This window comes from Ruminococcus sp. AF31-8BH, from assembly GCF_003460605.1.
Taxonomy (GTDB): domain Bacteria; phylum Bacillota; class Clostridia; order Lachnospirales; family Lachnospiraceae; genus Blautia_A; species Blautia_A acetigignens.
In genome coordinates this window covers 118,313-136,458 of record NZ_QTVN01000011.1, presented here as the reverse complement: position 1 = coordinate 136,458, position 18,146 = coordinate 118,313, and the positions used below count along the sequence as shown (strand labels likewise).

Here is an 18,146-nt window from a genome sequence, read left to right as displayed (position 1 = left end):
GGTGTATGCAAAATAAGTATATGCGCAAAAAGAAACACAAAATATAGGAAAGTAAAGTTGACGCATACTACATCTTGTGTTATTATGATTTTGAGATTTGTATTTGTATCTGTAAAAGCAGGTAAGAAGTTCTTGTTTCGGGGAAGCCTGAAAGAAAAATTATGAGGGACATGGTTCCTGCCTTTTGTGATGGATAAGGTCATTTAGAATGGATTCTAAGTGGCCTTTTTTTGTTGCAAAAAACAAATACGGATCAATACCCGGAAAGGAGGAAAAACAAAAAATCAGAAAAGAAAGGAGGCCAGAAGAACTGGTGAAACGAAAAGAAAGAATCTGGTAACGGACATTTGGAAGTTATTCTGAATGTCTTTTTTGCTATCCAAAAGAAAAGGAGCATTTATATGAATAAGATCATACTTATCGGTTGCCTGGTACAGAACCCTAAAGTGGTTGCTTCAGAAGGAAAAAAGACAGCAGCATATTTCAGGGTTGCAGTTAACCGAAAATATGGACAGGAAGGTGACCAAAATGCAGATTACTTCAGCTGTGTTACATTTGGAACCAAAGCAGAGTTTTTAGGCAAGTATTTTCAAAAAGGAAAAAGGATTGCTTTAGAAGGTGAGATGCATAATGATAACTATACGAATGACAGGGGAGAAAAAGTATATGGAATGAGACTTATTGTGAGCGATATTGAGTTTGCCGACAGTAAGGGCGAAGGTGAGAGTCAAAAGGGGCATACCGGTCGCAACAGTTCCTCACAGTCATCAAGAAACAGCAGTTCGAATGCTACAGGGCGGTTCAATCAGAGGAGCTCTTACCAGAATTCGTCTTATTACCAAAACAGTAATCAGAATAAGACAAACCGGACCGGAAACAGAACCCAGAACGCACAGCCTTCACGCCAACATTCGCAAGACAGTTATAGCGTGGACGAGCAGTTCATGAACGCAGGCGGTGAAGCTATGGATGATTTTTGCTGATGGTAAAGGAGGAAAAATGGAACAGGTAGAAAAATGGGGCCGGGTGCATAAAAAAGCCTGCCTGGTTACCGGAATTATGGGGCTGCTTCTGGCTCCTTTTTTATGGTCTGTGTTTCTGGCTGTTATTGTGCAGAGCCTGACGATTGGCCTTCCAATTGCAGCAGGGATTTGCTGTTACAAATATCTAAATGAGAAGAAGGAGAAAACGAATGAGAATGAACAAAAATGCCATCATGCTGAAACAAAAGAATCAGCTCCCGGTGAAGTATGCGAACATGCTGAAGCGTCCGGCAGTGTTCCAAAAAGTCCGGATGAAACGCGGACAGAACCGGTAAATACGAAGGAAGAACCAGAACTGATAAGCCAGGAAGCATTACTTTGGTATGAAAAGGAAGGAAAAGAACGGCTTGCTGCAATCCGGAAGAAAGCAGGTTACGAGAAAAAAACAGAGCTGGCGGTTAATAAGGATGGGATCTGTACGGTACCTGGAAAAAACGGTTACCACCGTATTGGCTTTTTAAAAGGCTATGCAGGGCGGCCGAGAGAAACTCTGGTGAAGCTGTTAAAAGACGATGGTTATACCGTCAGATCTTCTGGTTCCTATCTATGGATTTCCTGGAAATGAGGTAGTAAAAAATGAAATGTAAAGCACTTAGATGTATCTACTACAATGAAGGCAATGGATACACGGTTGCCTCCTATGTGACAGAAGAAGCCCTTCCAGAGAAAGTAAGTACCCAGAAAAACAGCCAGTACGGAATGTTTACAGCTGTTGGAAATGAGCTTCCGACAGAGGATGGGCTTGAAGTGGAACTAAACGGAACCTGGAAAGATGGAAAGTTTGGGATGCAGTACAAAGTATCGTCTTTTCAGGTGGTACTTCCCACAAACACAGAAGGGATTAAGGCGTATCTGGCATCAGATTTTATAAAAGGGATCGGTCCGATACTCGCAGAACGGATCGTAGACCATTATAAGGAAAAAACCTTTGAAATTCTGGAGAAAGACCCAGGGAGGCTATTGGAAATCAAAGGGATTACAAAGAAAAAGCTTATGGAAATCCTGGAAGGATATCAAAACAGTGAGACGCTGCGGCAGCTGATGGTAGCATTATCTCCCTTTGGGATGACACCAAGGAAGGTGGCGCAGATTCAGGAGCATTTTGGAAATGCAGCCCCTCTTATCATTCAGGACACCCCGTTTCGCTTATGTGAAATCCCAGGGTTTGGCTTTTTGACCGTAGATCCCATTGCAGTAAAAGCAAAGAATTTTAAACCGGATGAGCCCATGCGGATCAAAGCGGCTATCCTGCATGTCATGTCCGAGGCTGAGGGCGAAGGACACTTATATTTATCCTGTGAGCAGGTCCTGACACGGACAGGCAGGCTTTTAAACCACAAAGGTGCAGATGGTCAGGTAACAGAAAGAACCATCCGTGATGTGGGAAATGAAATGATTCGCGAAGATGGAACCCTTGTGTGTAATGCAGGAGGCTTCTACGCGAAAAAAAGCTTTGAAGCAGAGCTTGGGGCAGCTGCTTCCCTTGTGAAATTCAGCTTGCAAAAAGGAATGGGAAGAAACGTGGAAACAATCCTCCGGGATATCCAGAAGAAAGAAAAAATCCTTTTAAATGCCAGACAAAAAGCAGGAATTCTGGAAGCATTCCAAAATCCGGTATCGATTATTACCGGAGGTCCGGGACGCGGTAAGACGACCATCATCCGTTTTATCATGGCCGTCCAGGAAGCACTTAACAAAAATGCAGAGATTCTTTTATGTGCTCCAACTGGACGTGCAAGAAGACGTATGAGTGACTGCACTGCTTATCCGGCTCTGACCATCCATAAGGCTGTAGGTTTAAAGGGAGAAGCCGGCGAGGAAGAGTGGAGCGAGGAATGCTCCATCCAGGCGGAGCTTATCATTGTGGATGAATGCAGTATGATCGACATGTATCTCATGGATAAGTTTTTGTCGCAGGTCCAGAATGGTGCGCGAATGGTATTTCTTGGTGACAAGGACCAGCTGGAATCTGTGGGGCCTGGCAATGTGTTTAAGGAAATGATCGAATCCGGTGTGATCCCAGTCACGGTATTAACAGAGAGCTTCCGTCAGGAAGGCAAATCCACGATCATCCAGAATGCAGATAAAATCAATGAAAGAAAAACCAACCTGGTATTTGATGATACGTTCCAGTTTTACCCGGCTGCTGATGATACAGAAGCATCGGAGCTGATCCAAAAGCTTTATAGGGAGGAACTCCAAAAAAATGAAATCCAGGCAGAAGGAATCCAGGTAATTTCCCCGCTCCGGAAAGATACCAGGGCTGGAGCAGATGCATTAAACCCTGTTCTTCGGGATATTGTAAACCCGAAACGGTACGGCTATCCGGAAATCAAAAATGGAACGACCTTATACCGGGAAAAGGATCTTGTCATGCAGCTGAAAAATATCGAGGAAGTAGCAAATGGTGATGTGGGAGAGGTCTTAAATATCTACAAGGCAGATGGAAAAAATGTCATGCGCGTAGATTTTGGGGATGGAAAGATCATGGAATATACAGATGATGATATATGGCCATTAAACCTCGCCTACTGTATCACAGTCCATAAGGCACAGGGGGATGAATACCCGGTTGTGATCCTGCCGATGCTTACCAGTTTTTACCGGATGCTCCGTAAAAACCTATTTTATACAGCCGTTACAAGGGCAAAGCGGAAGGTGATCATAGTCGGAAGTAAAAAAGCAATGGCAATCGCCATTAAGAATGATACGCTGAGTAAACGCAATACCATGTTTGGGCTCCGGATCCGGAAAATTTACGAAGCCTATCTGGAACAGGAAAAGAAATCAGCATAACGGACAAAGAAGGGCAGGATATGGGAAAACAGATTCCCATGCCCTGCTTTTCCTATGGGAGGAATGAAAATGCCGGAAATTTGTTTTTACGAGCCATGGACCTATCAATTGGCACTGCCGGAGAAATTTGAGCAGATTTTAGAAGAGACTAAGAAAAAAAGAATCAGCTATGAAGCAGACCATTGTTCACAGTATAATACGCGGACCCAGGGTAAATCAGCAAAACTCCATCCGCCGACTCTGTCTGCTGTTTTAAAGCTTATTGCCATGCAGGAACAAAAAGAGCCGGATGCGGGAGCTGCCGGGATCCAGAATGTAGAAAATTCCATCCGGTATTTTTGTATGGAATATCCACTGGATGAAGAAGTTTGTGTCATGACCTATAATTTCCGGAATGGAAGGTTTTGTGGAATCAGAAAGAAAAAAGATCCGGACGGAGGAGATACAACAAAAATGCCCGGGGTTTTAAAAGGGGGCTCCACAGGGGAGGAATATCTTGCCATGCTTGCCTTTGCAAGTATTGTTTCCAAAAGCAGGTATTACGATGATGAGTTTCATGCCTGCTATGAAGAGTTAAAACGTGCCCTAAAAAAAGGACTGGTGCAGCTGGTGCTTAAAATGTCCTTCCTCTGCTGTGACAACCTGTATCAAAGGGTTACGGCCGGAACAAAAGACGCGATTCCATTTGACTGTAACCAGTTTTTTAACGGGAAATTAAAGGATAGTTTTCTGCCCTTTGACCTTAATTCTGGAATTTATGCCCCAAATGCCTGTATAATCGGAAGCTTTAAAGTGCTGGGAGCGCGAAAGGGAAAGAATAACGCTACCATTGCAGAGTTAAAAGTGGCTTATAAAGGATGCTTTACCTGCCCTGCTGCTGAAGAAGAAAGGATTCCCATGCTTCCGGAGAATTATATTGCCAGCCAGGAAGTGGAAGAGATTCTGGAAATGGTGACGCATACCCCGGCAAGGCTGTTTATGATGACCGGGGAAGCAGGAACCGGGAAAACCACAGATGCCAGGATGCTGGCCCAGATTTTAGGACTTCCCTATTACGTATTTACCTGTGGACCTGGAACGGATGAACTGGAACTCCTGGCAAGTACCGTTCCAAACATGGGAACGAAAAAAAGGACGCTGCCGCAACTGCCAGATTTTCAGGACCTTCAGATGGATCCTGCCTCTGCGCTTTATGTATTAAGCGGTACTTATGAAGACGGCATTTCAGAAGGGGAGGCATTCCACAAACTTTTGAGCCTGGCTTTTGAAAAAGGATATGAAAGTGCAAGGAAAGAGAAGGATTTTTTCTTAAAGGAATCAGAAATCATAAAAGCCTGCCGGCGGCCTTCGGTTCTGGAAATACAGGAACCGTCCATGATCGAGAAACCGGGTACCCTGACCAGGCTGAATTCCCTTTTTGATGATGGTGCGGTGACGGATCTGATTAACGGTGAAAAAATACGACGAAATCCGAATACCATTATCATTATGACCACTAACCTGGATTATGTGGGATGTGGGAATTTTAACCAGTCTGTATTGTCCCGTATGAGTCTGATCCAGCCCAAGCAGGAGCTTACAGAAGAGGAAATGAAGCAGCGGATAACGGCAAGGACTGGGTATGCAGATGAGAACGTTTTAAGGTTTATGATTTCCGTGGTAAAAAAGATCCATGCTTATCTGAAGGAAGAAGACCTCCAGGATGGCGTCTGCGGCTACCGGGAACTGGAAAACTGGGTGCTTACTTTTCGGGCAATTAAAGATATCAGGCGGGCAGCCCAGATTGCGGTGCTTAGTAAGGCAGCAATGGATCCGGAAGAGCGGGAACATCTGATGAAAACCTATATCGAACCATATTATTCGAAACAGGAGTAAAGAATGAAGGATACTTATAGAGAACGGATCAAAGAGGAACAAAAAAAGTTAAGCCCCCAGCAGGTGTTTTTTTCAGAAGGCTACCAGCGGCTTTTCCAGCATCTTGCAGATGAAGTGGCAGGGGAAAAGCTGGAACAGCTGCTTTTGTACCAGAACGCTTCAGATGGGATTGCCGGCTGGAATGACGGAAAGAGGATTGGCATCAACGTTGATAATACAATCACTGGCAGCTTTTTGGAACTGGAACAAAAAAGTGACAGCCTGGTTGGAATTTTAGGACACGAATGTGGCCATGCCAGATTTACGGATTCCAGGCTTCGAAGAGTCTATATACAGAAAATGCAGGCGGGAACCTGGTATCCAGATGCACCGGAGCCCGAAAACGAGGATGAAGAGAGCGCATTGGCTGAAATCAATACTTATCTGACCAAGAAAGATCCGGCGGTACTATCCCTTCTGACAGAATGCGCTTCCTATATCAGCAATCTTTTAAATGACGTATATATAGAGGAGAAAATGTGCAGTTTGTTTCCTGGCAGTATCAAAAAAGGGATTCTGGTCAACCGGAGACGTAATGTGGAATGGATCCCTCCTTTGAAAGAACTTTTGGAGGGAAAGCCGGATCCGGTTTCCGTCTTCTTAAAAGTACTTGTGCAGTATGCCCTACGGGGCTATGTAAATTCCTGGAATATGGAAAGCTGTGAGATGCTGGATACCTTAAATGAAGTAAAACAGCTTGTAGATCTGTCAGTGGAAGCAGACAGTGACCTGATCCGTTACCAGACCACGAACCGGATTCTCCTAAAGATGTGGAAGTATTTTAGAAAGCTTCTGGAGGAACTGAAGCAGGAATGTCAGGATCCGGAAGAAAATGGGGAACAGCAGCAGGAGACACAGGAACAACCTCCGGAAAAAGAAACGCCCCAGGAGGAACAGCCAGGAAAAGAATCTTCAGATGAACCATCTGAAAAAGAAAAATGGAAAGCTGAGGCTCAGGAAAATGGATGCAGCGAAGAGCTGACAGAAGAACAGCAAAAAAAGATGGAAAGTGCCATGGATAAGTATTTAAAAAAATTGACGGAGAACCTTCCAGCCTTTATCCAGGAATCGGAGGCAGAGGAAAAAGCTTTACCAGATATTGAAAATGCCAGGGTCATACAGGTTTCCAAAAGAATCGAAGACCAAAAAGAGAGTACAGATGAGAACTCTGAACTTATATTCCAAAAGATTCTTTTTCAGCTGGTAGAGGGAACTGTAGATCAGAAAATAGGACTGGAAGTCCGAAACCGCCTACAGAAGGAAGTGGATGGGATGAAATTTGATGCGGCTCATGACAGGGTGAAAAAAAAGATTCTGTATAAGAATGTCTTTACAGAAGCGGAAAAGAAGTTTCTTCCCCTATATGAAGCTGCTGTAAAAAGAACGGAAAAGCGGCTTCGGGTCAGATTTCTTCCAATTCTGGAAAACCAGAAGGAACGAACGGAACACAGAATGATTTTCGGAAAGCGACTGGATATGCGTACAATTGCGGATCCTGGCGGTGCGGTGTACAAGCGGACTTTTCAGGGAAAGAAAACGGATGCAGCAGTCTGTGTATTAGTGGATAATTCCGATTCCATGATGGGACAGCGTATGGAAGCTGCCAAGGCAGCTGCCCTTACCTTATATGATTTTTGCAGGAAGGCTGGAATCCCGGTTCTTGTTTATGGGCACCATACGGATGGCTACAGTCATAATAATCCCAGTGAGGAAACCGTCTATTTTCACAGTTGTGCAGAGTTTGCAGAAGACCGAAACGACCGTCTGAGAATTACCACTATGGAAACCTGTGGCAGCAACCGGGATGGGGCAGCCCTTCTTTTTGTGGCAAATAAGCTTCTGAACCGGCCGGAAAAGCATAAAATGCTGTTTTTGATCAGTGACGGATTGCCAAATGCAACCTGTTATTCTGGAGGTTATGCCATGGCAGACCTAAGAAAAATCAAGGAAAAACTTGTAAAGAAAGGAATTGTGTTCCAGGCTGCTGCAATTGGCTGGGACAAAAAAGCCATCCAGGAGATTTACGGAAATGCTTATCTTGATATTTCAGATCTGGGGGAACTGCCAGTTCGTCTGACCAAACAGCTTGCAAAATTACTTAGAAGAGCAAATTAAAAACAGGAGGAATATGATGCAGGATAGAAAAAAGATTTATTCCGAGCAGTTGTTACAGATTCATACGGATTCCAAAAAACGGAATCCTGGAAAGGAAATCTACGCAACCGGGTATGTGATTGAACTAAAAAAAGACTGTTATTTTGCAGGATTTCAAGAGGGAAAAATACTGTGCCGCTCCCTGGAGTATGCCCGTTATTTTTTCAACATCCACAGTGCGGAACAGTTTGTAAAAGAATATCTTGGGTATGCAGGATTAAGATGCAATCTTTGCAAGGTGGCCTGGGGACTTGCGGTTCCCGGCATGGAACCAGGGCAGAGGGAAGAGCTGAAGCCCTATGAAAAAAATGGACAGGTTATGAACTTTCCTTCTTATCATGATGGTGTAAAGTATCAGAAAACACATCATCTGGAGAAGAGCACATATGTCCTGCCCCTTGCAAGCAGGGAAAAAGAGCTTTATATTGCTGCATAAAACTTTTTGGGGACAATATTGTCCCCTTATTTAATGGGAAGAAGAACAATACGAGATGAGGTTTCCTCCAAAGCGGTTAGAGGACATCGAGGACGATTTTATAGAATAGCAGAAGCGGTCTGCACCATGCAGGCCGTTTCTTTTTTAGAAAGGAGGCCCTTCTATGGCAACCACACGCATCATGCCCCTGCATATCGGAAAGGGGCGCACTGAGAGCCGAGCAATCAGCGATATTATTGATTATGTGGCAAATCCGCAAAAGACTGACAACGGAAAACTAATTACCGGCTATGGCTGTGACAGCCGGACTGCGGATGCGGAGTTCCTTCTGGCAAAGCGGCAGTACATTGCCGCTACCGGACGGGTGCGCGGCGCAGATGATGTGATCGCCTATCATGTGCGCCAGTCCTTCCGCCCTGGTGAGATTACCCCGGAAGAAGCAAACCGGCTGGGCGTAGAATTTGCAAAGCGTTTTACTAAAGGCAATCATGCCTTTGTGGTCTGCACTCACATAGACAAGTCGCACATTCATAATCACATTATCTGGTCATCGGTCAGCTTAGAATATGACCGGAAATTCCGAAACTTTTGGGGCAGCACCAAGGCGGTTCGCCGGTTAAGTGATACAATCTGCATTGAAAACGGACTGTCCATTGTAGAGAATCCGAAACCTCACGGAAAAAGCTATAACAAGTGGCTGGGAGATCAGGCAAAGCCCTCTCACCGAGAGCTGCTTCGTGTGGCGATTGACAACGCATTATCACAAAGTCCTGCTGACTTTGAAGAACTGCTGAAGCTGTTGCAAGAGTATGGTTGTGAAGTCTCAAAGCGCGGAAAATCGTATCGACTGAAACTCTCTGGTTGGGAGATAGCCGCCCGCATGGACAGTCTGGACGAAGGATATGGATTGGAAGATTTGCGGGCAGTTCTCTTAGGGAAGAAAGTACATACCCCGCGAAAGAAAACAGTCACACAGGCAGAGCCGCCGAAGATCAATCTGCTGGTGGACATTCAGGCAAAATTGCAGGCTGGAAAAGGTGCTGGCTATGCTCGATACCGACTTGTGGTTCACTACACTTGGCGGTAAATACCCGTGACTGGACTTTCACCAGTAAGATTAGTGCCATGCTCGGCACACAAGAAAAAGACCACGGCCAGCGGTAAGCTGGTCCTGGTCAAAAGCGTTCGCAGAACGCGCAGCCACAGAATGAAATTCTGTGTTCAAAGGGGCTTGGGGGCGCTGCCCTCAACAAGCAAGCGGAGAGGAAAATCACGGAGGGATTTTCTTCCCTGCGGGCCTGTGTGTATTAACACAGGCATTGCTTGCCAGTATTATCCCGAATCTGGACTCGTAAAAACATGAACGGGCTATTTTCTTGAATTTCGTCCAGGCGTGTGTTATTATAAAATCAGTAAGTTAAAACTAACCGATTGGAGGGATGTGTGTGGACAAACCCAACTTTAATCAAGACTGGTACGGTATGCAGGCCAAAATGTTATCGCAGAGTGATGATTGTGTAGTCGTTGATTATGGCTGCAATGGCCGTGGTATCGTGAAAAACTATAACCTATTTGAGGGGATACAGCTTTGTTTCCTCGATTTTGAGACGGATGGGGCTATGAAAGCTCAAAAGTTCAATCCAGATATTATCCAGATTACGCATTGTCAAACTGGACGCTATGAATGTGAATTTGCCAATCACACTGTCTCATATTTGCCAGAGGGTTATTTTAGCGTTGCGGCAACAGAGCATTTGCCGATTTCCTTTTCTTTCCCTTTGGGAAAATATTACGGCGTCAGCCTCGTCATTGACCGTCAGGCGCTTTCAGATGGAACACGCCGGATGATGCAGACAATCCCTATTGACCTTGATAAAATAGGAACAACGCTGGGACTTGAAACACGGTGGTATGTCAGTGATACCCCAGCGCAGTTGAAGCATCTGTTTTCAGAATTATATTCTGCCGCTGAGACGGAGCCAATCGGCTATTTCAAAATCAAAGCTATCGAATTACTATACCACATGGATCAGTTGACACAGATTAACGGGTGCGATTTGAAGTATTTTGATAAGAAACAGATACAGACCACAAAAGCGATACGAGAATACCTCATTTCCCATTTGAATGAAAAAGTGTCTCTGGAGCAGTTGGCAAAGGAAGCACACTTAAACCTCTCTGTTTTTCATTTGGTTTTTTCTCATATCTACGGAGACACACCCTATGCGTATCTCAAAAAATACAAAATGAATTTAGCAGCCCAGTGGCTCTCGGAAGATAAAATGAAAATCGGGGATATAGCTTTAGAACTCGGATATAGCAATGCCAGCAAATTTGCTAAAGCGTTTCAATCTGTGTATGGGATGTTACCAAAGGACTATCGAAAAAATAAATAGGAAGAACGGGCTATTTTCTGCATCATCTCAAAGGAATGGAGCGGAAAAAAATTGAGGGACTGTGTATAATGGGTTGATGTAGTTAGCTTTATCTAACTACATCAACCCATTTTTAGGAGGTGGTGATTTGTGCTTGTTATAGACACACGAATAAAGTTGTTGTTATTCATTCTTATCAACTTTATGGTGTTCGGCTTGAAGGATTTCATTCTTGGCAGCGTGTGTTTTTTCTTTATCTGTATCCTTTCGTGCCTGATGGGGCAGAAAAAGATTGTATTGAAATACCTTATCTTTTATGTGGTGATTGCGGCCATACAGCAGCTTTGCGCCTTCCTTCCCAAGGCCATCGAAACTATTTTGTCGATCTTCACATTGTTTATTCGGGTGATGATACCCGTGGTGCTCTTTGCCTCAATCTTTATCGCTACAACGAAAGTCAGCGAATTGATTGCGGCTATGTACTCGCTAAAAATTCCTCGGAGCATTACCATTACATTCGCTATGGTATTGCGCTTTTTTCCTACTTTCAGTGAGGAGATCCACAATATCTATGACGCGATGAAGTTAAGAGGCATCGCACTTTCGTGGAAAAATGTATTCACGCGCCCTGTGCTCATTCTGGAGGCAATCGCTATCCCCATCGTGATGCGCTCTGCTTCGATTGCAGAAGAATTATCTGCTTCTGCGGTGACACGAGGCATTGATAATCCGGCACAACGAACTTCGTTCATTCAGCTAAAAGTTCATGCTAAAGATTGGATGGTACTGTGCTTCTTTCTCGTTGCATTCGTGGTGCTATTTTTCTGCAAATACCAGATATATGGGAGGATATGCTGATGATTGATATTGACCATGTATCTTTTCAATATTCCGGTGCTGAGCGGGAAAATCTGCAAGATTTCAATTTGCAGATTGAAAAGGGGGAGTGTGTTGTTCTTACTGGCGAATATGGATGTGGAAAAACTTGTGTGACCAGGCTGATAAATACACTTATTCCCCACTTTTACGAAGGGGAAATGTCCGGGACTGTTCTTGTTGACGGAGTTGATACCCACACAATCCAACCGCACGATTTGTCAGACAAGATAGGCTCTGTTTTCCAAAATCCGCGCAGTCAATTCTTCAGCCTGGATACGGACAGCGAGATTGTGTTTGGTATGGAAAATAAGGGGATGCCTTATCAAGTGATGTTGAACCGTTACCAACAGACTATCCGGGAATTACATATTGAAAAGTTAAAGGATCGCAACCTGTTTGACTTGTCCGGCGGGCAAAAGCAGACCATAGCCTTTGCCAGCGTTTACGCATTAAATCCTGATATTTTTGTCTTGGACGAGCCTTCCTCAAACTTGGATCCGGAGGCCATCCAAGAACTACGGCGGCTGCTTTTGCTGATTAAGGCGCAGGGAAAAACGATTGTTGTATCCGAACATCGCCTTTACTTCTTGAATGGGATTGCAGACCGCATTGTCCTTATGGAACATGGTAAGCTGAAACAATCTTGGTCCGCCCGTGATTTTGCTTTACTCAGTACCGAGCAAATCAAGGCGCTGGGACTTAGAAGCTATACGCCTGCAAGGTTAGAACTTCCAGAAACAATGCCATCTCGAAACGATACCCCGGCTGTCGAAGTTAAAGATCTTGCGATAGGATATGAGAAAGGGAAACCCGTGGCGCAGCACCTGAATTTTCGTGTCTACCCAGGAGAAATTGTTGGTGTGGTAGGAAAAAATGGCTGTGGGAAATCAACTTTAGCCCGGACCTTATGTGGCTTGCAGAAGGAACTCCGTGGAGAAGTTCTATACCAAAACAGTATGATCCCAAGCAAACGGCGGATCAGGAAAGCATATCTTGTCATGCAGGACCCGGACTATCAACTGTTTACCGATAGCGTTTACCAGGAACTACTGCTGGCATTATCTGACCAGAAGGATAAAGACGAAAAGAGAATAGACGATATTCTGGATGAGCTGAATTTGACAATTTATAAAGAGCGGCATCCAATGTCCCTATCAGGTGGGCAAAAGCAGCGCACTGCTATCGGCGTTGCGGCTCTCCGGGATGCAGAGGTACTTATTTTTGATGAGCCTACAAGCGGCTTGGACTACAAAAACATGGAGAGTGTTGCAGGAATTTTAAGTGCGCTATCCAAAAGAGGGAAAGCCATCTTGGTGATTTCCCATGACAATGAACTACTGATGAAGATTTGTTCCCGTGTCATTCGCATGGATGAAAAGACTTCATCTTAGTTATATACCAATAATAGAAAGGGGCTATCTATATGAGTGAACAAGCAAAAGCTGTCGGCGTGTCCGACAAAATGAAGGCAAAGGACTATATTACACTGGGCATTTTTACGGTTCTGTTCTTTGCCGTAGTAATGGTGTGCATCTTTGCTTCCGCAGCTACCGTAGTGACCTTCGCGTTTGGAAGCGCCATTGCTACAATTCCTGGAGGCATTATCTATATGCTGATGCGCGCTAAAGTGCCAAAGGCCGGGAGCGTTCTGTTGAGCGGTGTGGTGATTGGCCTGATTGAGTTCCTGATTGGCGCAGGATGGGCGGTTGCCGTCGGTTTTATTGCAGGTGCCGTAATTGCGGAGCTTCTGGCCCGTATCGGCCACTACAAGAGCTTCTGGCTGAATACCATTGGCTATTCCGTGTATATGATGTTCTTTGCGCTGGGAACCTATCTCCCTATGGTCATTATGACCGGCTATGTGGATGATATGTCTACGTCGAATGGTGTCAGCGCCGAGTATCTGACGGAGCTGCATAGCTTTATGAATGGAACAATGGTAGTCATCATCGCTGTTGTGACCTTCGTTGCAGGCATCGTCGGCGCTTTGATTGCAAAAGGCGTGTTCAAAAAGCATTTCCAGAAGGCAGGCATTGTCTAAGGGAAATATAGTTGCGACTAACTCCATGGTATCTTTGGGCTATTTTTGGCAGTGGAACAGAGTTATGGAGTAGCAGGCAATTTCAAAGGTTGATAAAATGAGTGGTGAGGTTAGGGATTGCCAACCTCACCACTTTCAATTTTAAGGAGAGTTAATGCTATGTCAAACGCAAAGTCGAAACAGGCAAAACCAAAGACGGGTTTGGCACGATGCATGGAATTGGCTGCTGACAGAAAGGGCCTTGTATTCTTAGCTGCGGTTCTTTCGTCACTGGCGGCCATTGCTTCGTTCATCCCGTACATAGCGGTCTATTTTATGATCCGCTCGATTATCGGTGTTTTCCCGAACTTGGATCAGTTGGATATGGGGATGGTCATGAATTATGGCTGGCTGGCGCTCGCCGGGATCGTGGCGAATATCCTGCTGTACTTTCTGGCTATTTTTAGTTCACACATGGCAGCGTTCGGAACGCTGTACGAGCTGAAGGTTCTCTTTGCAGACCATATTACGAAAATTCCACTTGGGTATCACCTGACGATTGGCAGCGGACGTCTGCGGAAAATCATGGATGAAAACATTGAAAGCGTAGAGGGCTTTATTGCTCATCAGTTCCCGGATTTTGTCGCTTCTATTACAGCTCCCATTGTCATGGTCATCATCCTGCTGGCCGTTGACTGGCGGTTCGGTCTTGCCTCTCTGGTCGGTATCATTCTGGCGTTTGTTGCGGAGTTCATTGGCTTTGGCAGTGGCGAGATGAAAGAGAATATGGGGAAATATCAAAAAGCCCTGGAAGAAATGAACAACGCTTCTGTGGAGTATGTTCGTGGAATGTCGGTTGTAAAGGCGTTCAACCAGATCGCATCCTCTTTCAAAAAGCTCAAAGAAGCGATTACCGGATATACAGAGTGGGTCCTGAAATTTTCCCTGGGCTGGCAGAACTGTATGCCCGCCTTCACCACAATCATCAATAATGTTTATCTGATCCTTGTACCTGTCGGGATTTTGATCGGTTCCAGGTCAGATGATTTTGCCGGGTTTGCCATGACCTTCATTTTCTATCTGCTCTTTGTACCTGCAATTTCCGGCGTACTGAATAAGATCATGTATATCTCCGAGTCGTTCATGCAAATTGATGGGAATGTGGCTCGGATGGATGAAATTCTGAACATCCCTGAAATGCCGGAAACGAGCCATCCCAAGAAACCCACCAATGATGATGTTGCTTTCAAGGATGTCAGCTATTCCTACACGGGAGACACACACGAAAAGGCGCTGGAGGATGTTTCCTTTGTTGCGAAGCAGGGACAGATCACAGCTATTGTCGGCCCGTCTGGCGGCGGCAAGAGTACGATTGCCAATCTGATTTCTCGGCTTTGGGACGTATCTTCCGGCAGCATTACCATCGGCGGCGTAGATGTGCGCGATATGGCGGAGGATGACCTGATGCGCCATGTCAGCTTTGTGTTCCAGGATATTTTCCTGTTCAAGCAGAGCATCTTGGATAATATCCGTATGGGCAATCCTTCGGCCAGTGAGGAACAAGTGATTGCGGCGGCGAAAGCGGCGCAGTGCCACGAGTTCATCTCCAAACTGCCCAACGGGTATCATACGGTGGTCGGCTCCAAAGGCATCCATCTCTCTGGCGGCGAGCGCCAGCGAATTGCCATTGCGCGGGCCATTATCAAGGACTCGCCCATCATCGTGCTGGATGAGGTAACGGCGTTCAGCGACCCGGAGAATGAATACCTGATCCAGAAAGCTTTTGAAAAGCTGATGCAGGGTAAGACAGTTATCATCATCGCACACCGCCTCTCCACGATCCGCAATGCAGATAAGATTATTGTCATGGAGAAAGGACACCTAATCGAAGAAGGAAAACATGACGAGCTGGTGGCCGCAGGTGGACGATATGCACAAATGTGGAACCACTATACAGAAACGATTGGCTGGAAAATCAGCGGAAAGGCGGTGTAACTATGAGCAGATTACAAAAAGCTCTCTTTTTGTCAGACAACAGATTTGAAAAAAGCGATCTTCGCCTGCACATTGACGAACTTGGCTATGCTTCTGCCGTTCTGTGTAACTGTTATGATTTTCAGTGAAATTCTGACGCCTTTTGTCAGCGGTGGCTCCATCCAGTGGAACCATATCTGGATGCTGTGGGGCGCAGGCATTGTTTCGGCCATCCTGGTATTTCTGGCCGCCAAAAATGATTACCGCAAAACCTATATTGCCTCGTATAAGGAGTCGAACACGACCCGGCTGCGGATTGCGGAGCATCTGCGGAAACTCCCTATGAATTTCTTTAATACCAAGGACCTTTCCGAACTGACCACAAATATGATGGCAGATTGCAGCAGCATGGAATCCCTGCTCAGCAGCACGATCCCTCCACTGATTGCAAATGGCATCACGGTGACCCTGACCTGCATCTTGCTGGCCTTCTTTGACTGGCGGCTCGCTCTGTGCGTATTTATCACAGTACCGATTGCCTTCCTCATTATCTGGCTCAGCCGGAACCATCAAAAGAAACTGTTTGAAAAACAGGTTGACGCAAAGCTGGCTGCTTCTGACCAGGTACAGGAATACTTGGAAGGCATGAAGATCATCAAGTCCTGCGGGCTGTCCGGTTCTCATTTCAGCGCGCTGGATAAAGCTCTGTTAGCAATGAAAAAAATCGCCATCAAAGTGGAGATGGCTGTCGGCGTGTTCATGTCCAGTGCAAGTATGATTTTGCAGGCAGGTATTGGCATTACAATCTTTGTCGGTGCTATCCTCCTGACCAGTGGACAAATTGAACTGCTGCCTTTGCTCATGTTCCTGCTGATGGTCACGCGGATTTATGGCCCTATTTTGGCAATCCTGGCGAATTTGTCCTCGCTGCTGAATTTGAATGTAGTTACAAGTCGTATGCGTACCCTGCTCACCACTCCTGCAATGGACGGTGACGGGAAAACGGTCCCGAACTGCGATATTGAACTTTCCCATGTGACTTTTGCCTACAATCAGGAAGATGTCATCAAAGATGTTTCCTGCAAAATTCCCCAGGGGAGCGTGACTGCCCTCGTTGGCCCGTCCGGTTCCGGTAAAAGCACGATTTCCAAACTGATTGCCCGCTTTTGGGATGTTCAGAAGGGCAAGATTACTGTGGGCGGCAAAGACATCAAGAGTATGGAGCCGGAAAGCCTCATGTCTTATATGTCTTTCGTATTCCAGGATGTGACCTTGTTCAATGATACGGTTATGAACAATATCCGGCTGGGCAATCCAAACGCAACAGACGATCAGGTAATTGCCGCGGCCAAAGCCGCCTATTGTGATGAATTTGTCCGGGAAATGCCGGACGGGTATCAGACGGTCCTCGGTGAAAACGGCAACACCCTTTCCGGCGGTGAGCGCCAGCGTATTTCCATCGCCCGCGCATTGCTGAAAAATGCGCCCATCATTCTGCTTGACGAAGCAACAGCATCCCTCGACTCGGAGAATGAAGTTCTGGTTCAAAAGGCGATTGCCAGACTGGTGGAAGGTAAGACGGTTATTATGATCGCTCACCGCCTCCGTACAGTTGTAGATGCAGACCAAATCCTCGTCCTTGACAATGGACGGTTGGTAGAGCATGGAACCCACGATGAGCTGATGAAGAAGAACGGTCTGTATCATAAGCTGTTCCATATTCAGCAGGAAAGCCTTGGCTGGGCCGTGTAATCATGAAACTTCATGTGCCCAGAGAGGAACATTTAGAAAGCATCTAATTAGAAAGAAAGGGGGCGTACTATATTTTTTTCTTTAATTGTCCGTGAAGCGATTGCGGAAATGCAAAAAAAGCAGGAACAGGAACGAAAAGAGTTTGTGAAGCCAGTAATAACTTCGTCCGGGGAGGACTACCTGGAGACGGTTGTTCTTTTGTTCCAACAAAAGCCAGATGACACGATAGAGATCGACTTGGGTTTGGATGAGCTGGATGCAACCAGTGCAGAGACGAAAGCGACCTATCAGGAAATCAAAGATTATGTGCTGAAAGAATTTGGCTTGAAGGTTTCAAGTTTATATATTTCTCAAATCAAAAGGAAATGTGGAATCGAAGTAGGAGAGAACTATAATCTGCCAAGGACAGAAAATCCAAAAGTGCCACAGTGTCCGAAAGAGAAAGAAGATGCTATCAAGGCTGCCCTGAAATATTTTGCGATGATCTAAGGACATTGCTGATTTCAAGGAGGAATAACACATGAAAAGCACATTTGAAAAGATGGGAGGAATCTACACACTGGGAGCAGACGGAATTTACTATCCGAATCTTGTCAGTACAGATGAAGAACCGCATTATGGAAAATATGGAAGAATGCGGAAAACGTATCTGAAAGGGCATCGTCCGGCAATGTATTCTCTGTATATGTTGGAAGACAGATTAACAGAACATCTGAATGCTGTGGACGATGAAGCACAGGAGAGGATGGGTATTCTGGTGCGTCAGATGATGGAGAAGCAAGGCGTTACGGAAGAATTGAAAG

14 protein-coding genes and 2 pseudogenes are annotated in these 18,146 nt (G+C 45.5%); all 16 read left to right on the top strand.

The annotated features are described in order from the left end of the window. The first annotated feature begins 208 nt into the window (after nucleotides 1-208). Nucleotides 209-340, top strand: a complete 132-nt coding sequence (locus DWZ38_RS23160) for a hypothetical protein (RefSeq protein WP_270414173.1) — start codon at nucleotides 209-211, stop codon at nucleotides 338-340. A gap of 61 nt (nucleotides 341-401) precedes the next feature. Next, entirely contained in the window at nucleotides 402-983 is a 582-nt protein-coding gene (locus tag DWZ38_RS14720; RefSeq protein WP_117853791.1) for a single-stranded DNA-binding protein, read from the top strand. A gap of 16 nt (nucleotides 984-999) precedes the next feature. Next, entirely contained in the window at nucleotides 1,000-1,608 is a 609-nt protein-coding gene (locus DWZ38_RS14715; RefSeq protein WP_147343024.1) for a hypothetical protein, read from the top strand. Between the two features lie 11 nt (nucleotides 1,609-1,619). Beyond that, a complete protein-coding gene (locus DWZ38_RS14710) occupies nucleotides 1,620-3,839 on the top strand; it encodes an ATP-dependent RecD-like DNA helicase (RefSeq protein WP_117853787.1) in 2,220 nt (739 codons plus the stop codon). A 69-nt stretch (nucleotides 3,840-3,908) separates the two neighbouring features. Beyond that, on the top strand, nucleotides 3,909-5,714 hold the full coding sequence (locus DWZ38_RS14705; RefSeq protein WP_117853785.1) for a hypothetical protein: 1,806 nt from the start codon (nucleotides 3,909-3,911) through the stop codon (nucleotides 5,712-5,714). A 3-nt stretch (nucleotides 5,715-5,717) separates the two neighbouring features. After that, nucleotides 5,718-7,868, top strand: coding sequence for a nitric oxide reductase activation protein (locus DWZ38_RS14700; protein WP_117853782.1), 2,151 nt, complete (start codon nucleotides 5,718-5,720; stop codon nucleotides 7,866-7,868). A 16-nt stretch (nucleotides 7,869-7,884) separates the two neighbouring features. Then, nucleotides 7,885-8,343, top strand: a complete 459-nt coding sequence (locus DWZ38_RS14695) for a hypothetical protein (RefSeq protein ID WP_117853779.1) — start codon at nucleotides 7,885-7,887, stop codon at nucleotides 8,341-8,343. 163 nt (nucleotides 8,344-8,506) lie between these two features. After that, nucleotides 8,507-9,400: pseudogene (locus DWZ38_RS14690) on the top strand (relaxase/mobilization nuclease domain-containing protein); the annotation flags it as partial. A gap of 388 nt (nucleotides 9,401-9,788) precedes the next feature. After that, on the top strand, nucleotides 9,789-10,739 hold the full coding sequence (locus tag DWZ38_RS14680; protein WP_117853777.1) for an AraC family transcriptional regulator: 951 nt from the start codon (nucleotides 9,789-9,791) through the stop codon (nucleotides 10,737-10,739). A 129-nt stretch (nucleotides 10,740-10,868) separates the two neighbouring features. Continuing rightward, nucleotides 10,869-11,576, top strand: coding sequence for an energy-coupling factor transporter transmembrane component T (locus DWZ38_RS14675; RefSeq protein WP_117853775.1), 708 nt, complete (start codon nucleotides 10,869-10,871; stop codon nucleotides 11,574-11,576). After that, entirely contained in the window at nucleotides 11,576-12,988 is a 1,413-nt protein-coding gene (locus DWZ38_RS14670; RefSeq protein WP_117853773.1) for an energy-coupling factor ABC transporter ATP-binding protein, read from the top strand. Before DWZ38_RS14675 ends, DWZ38_RS14670 begins: the two co-directional genes overlap by 1 nt. A 32-nt stretch (nucleotides 12,989-13,020) precedes the next feature. Beyond that, on the top strand, nucleotides 13,021-13,638 hold the full coding sequence (locus tag DWZ38_RS14665) for an MptD family putative ECF transporter S component (RefSeq protein WP_117853771.1): 618 nt from the start codon (nucleotides 13,021-13,023) through the stop codon (nucleotides 13,636-13,638). Between the two features lie 159 nt (nucleotides 13,639-13,797). After that, nucleotides 13,798-15,612 carry an ABC transporter ATP-binding protein gene (locus tag DWZ38_RS14660; RefSeq protein WP_117853769.1) on the top strand — a complete coding sequence of 605 codons (1,815 nt, stop codon included), beginning with the start codon at nucleotides 13,798-13,800 and terminating at the stop codon, nucleotides 15,610-15,612. Nucleotides 15,613-15,614: 2 nt separating this feature from the next. Further along, a pseudogene (locus DWZ38_RS14655) lies at nucleotides 15,615-17,343 on the top strand (ABC transporter ATP-binding protein). Between the two features lie 144 nt (nucleotides 17,344-17,487). Beyond that, a complete protein-coding gene (locus tag DWZ38_RS14650; RefSeq protein ID WP_347519881.1) occupies nucleotides 17,488-17,832 on the top strand; it encodes a hypothetical protein in 345 nt (114 codons plus the stop codon). A 31-nt stretch (nucleotides 17,833-17,863) separates the two neighbouring features. Further along, nucleotides 17,864-18,146 (top strand): TnpV protein (locus tag DWZ38_RS14645; RefSeq protein WP_243000280.1); only part of this gene is annotated, 283 nt, incomplete at its 3' end.

What these genes read in the sequence shown, in the direction of transcription:
- DWZ38_RS14660 (WP_117853769.1), top strand. Translation starts at nt 13,798, where the DNA reads ATGTCAAACGCAAAGTCGAAACAGGCAAAACCAAAGACGGGTTTGGCA.
- DWZ38_RS23160 (WP_270414173.1), top strand. Translation starts at nt 209, where the DNA reads ATGGATTCTAAGTGGCCTTTTTTTGTTGCAAAAAACAAATACGGATCA.
- DWZ38_RS14695 (WP_117853779.1), top strand. Translation starts at nt 7,885, where the DNA reads ATGCAGGATAGAAAAAAGATTTATTCCGAGCAGTTGTTACAGATTCAT.
- DWZ38_RS14720 (WP_117853791.1), top strand. Translation starts at nt 402, where the DNA reads ATGAATAAGATCATACTTATCGGTTGCCTGGTACAGAACCCTAAAGTG.
- DWZ38_RS14710 (WP_117853787.1), top strand. Translation starts at nt 1,620, where the DNA reads ATGAAATGTAAAGCACTTAGATGTATCTACTACAATGAAGGCAATGGA.
- DWZ38_RS14700 (WP_117853782.1), top strand. Translation starts at nt 5,718, where the DNA reads ATGAAGGATACTTATAGAGAACGGATCAAAGAGGAACAAAAAAAGTTA.
- DWZ38_RS14670 (WP_117853773.1), top strand. Translation starts at nt 11,576, where the DNA reads ATGATTGATATTGACCATGTATCTTTTCAATATTCCGGTGCTGAGCGG.
- DWZ38_RS14665 (WP_117853771.1), top strand. Translation starts at nt 13,021, where the DNA reads ATGAGTGAACAAGCAAAAGCTGTCGGCGTGTCCGACAAAATGAAGGCA.
- DWZ38_RS14705 (WP_117853785.1), top strand. Translation starts at nt 3,909, where the DNA reads ATGCCGGAAATTTGTTTTTACGAGCCATGGACCTATCAATTGGCACTG.
- DWZ38_RS14715 (WP_147343024.1), top strand. Translation starts at nt 1,000, where the DNA reads ATGGAACAGGTAGAAAAATGGGGCCGGGTGCATAAAAAAGCCTGCCTG.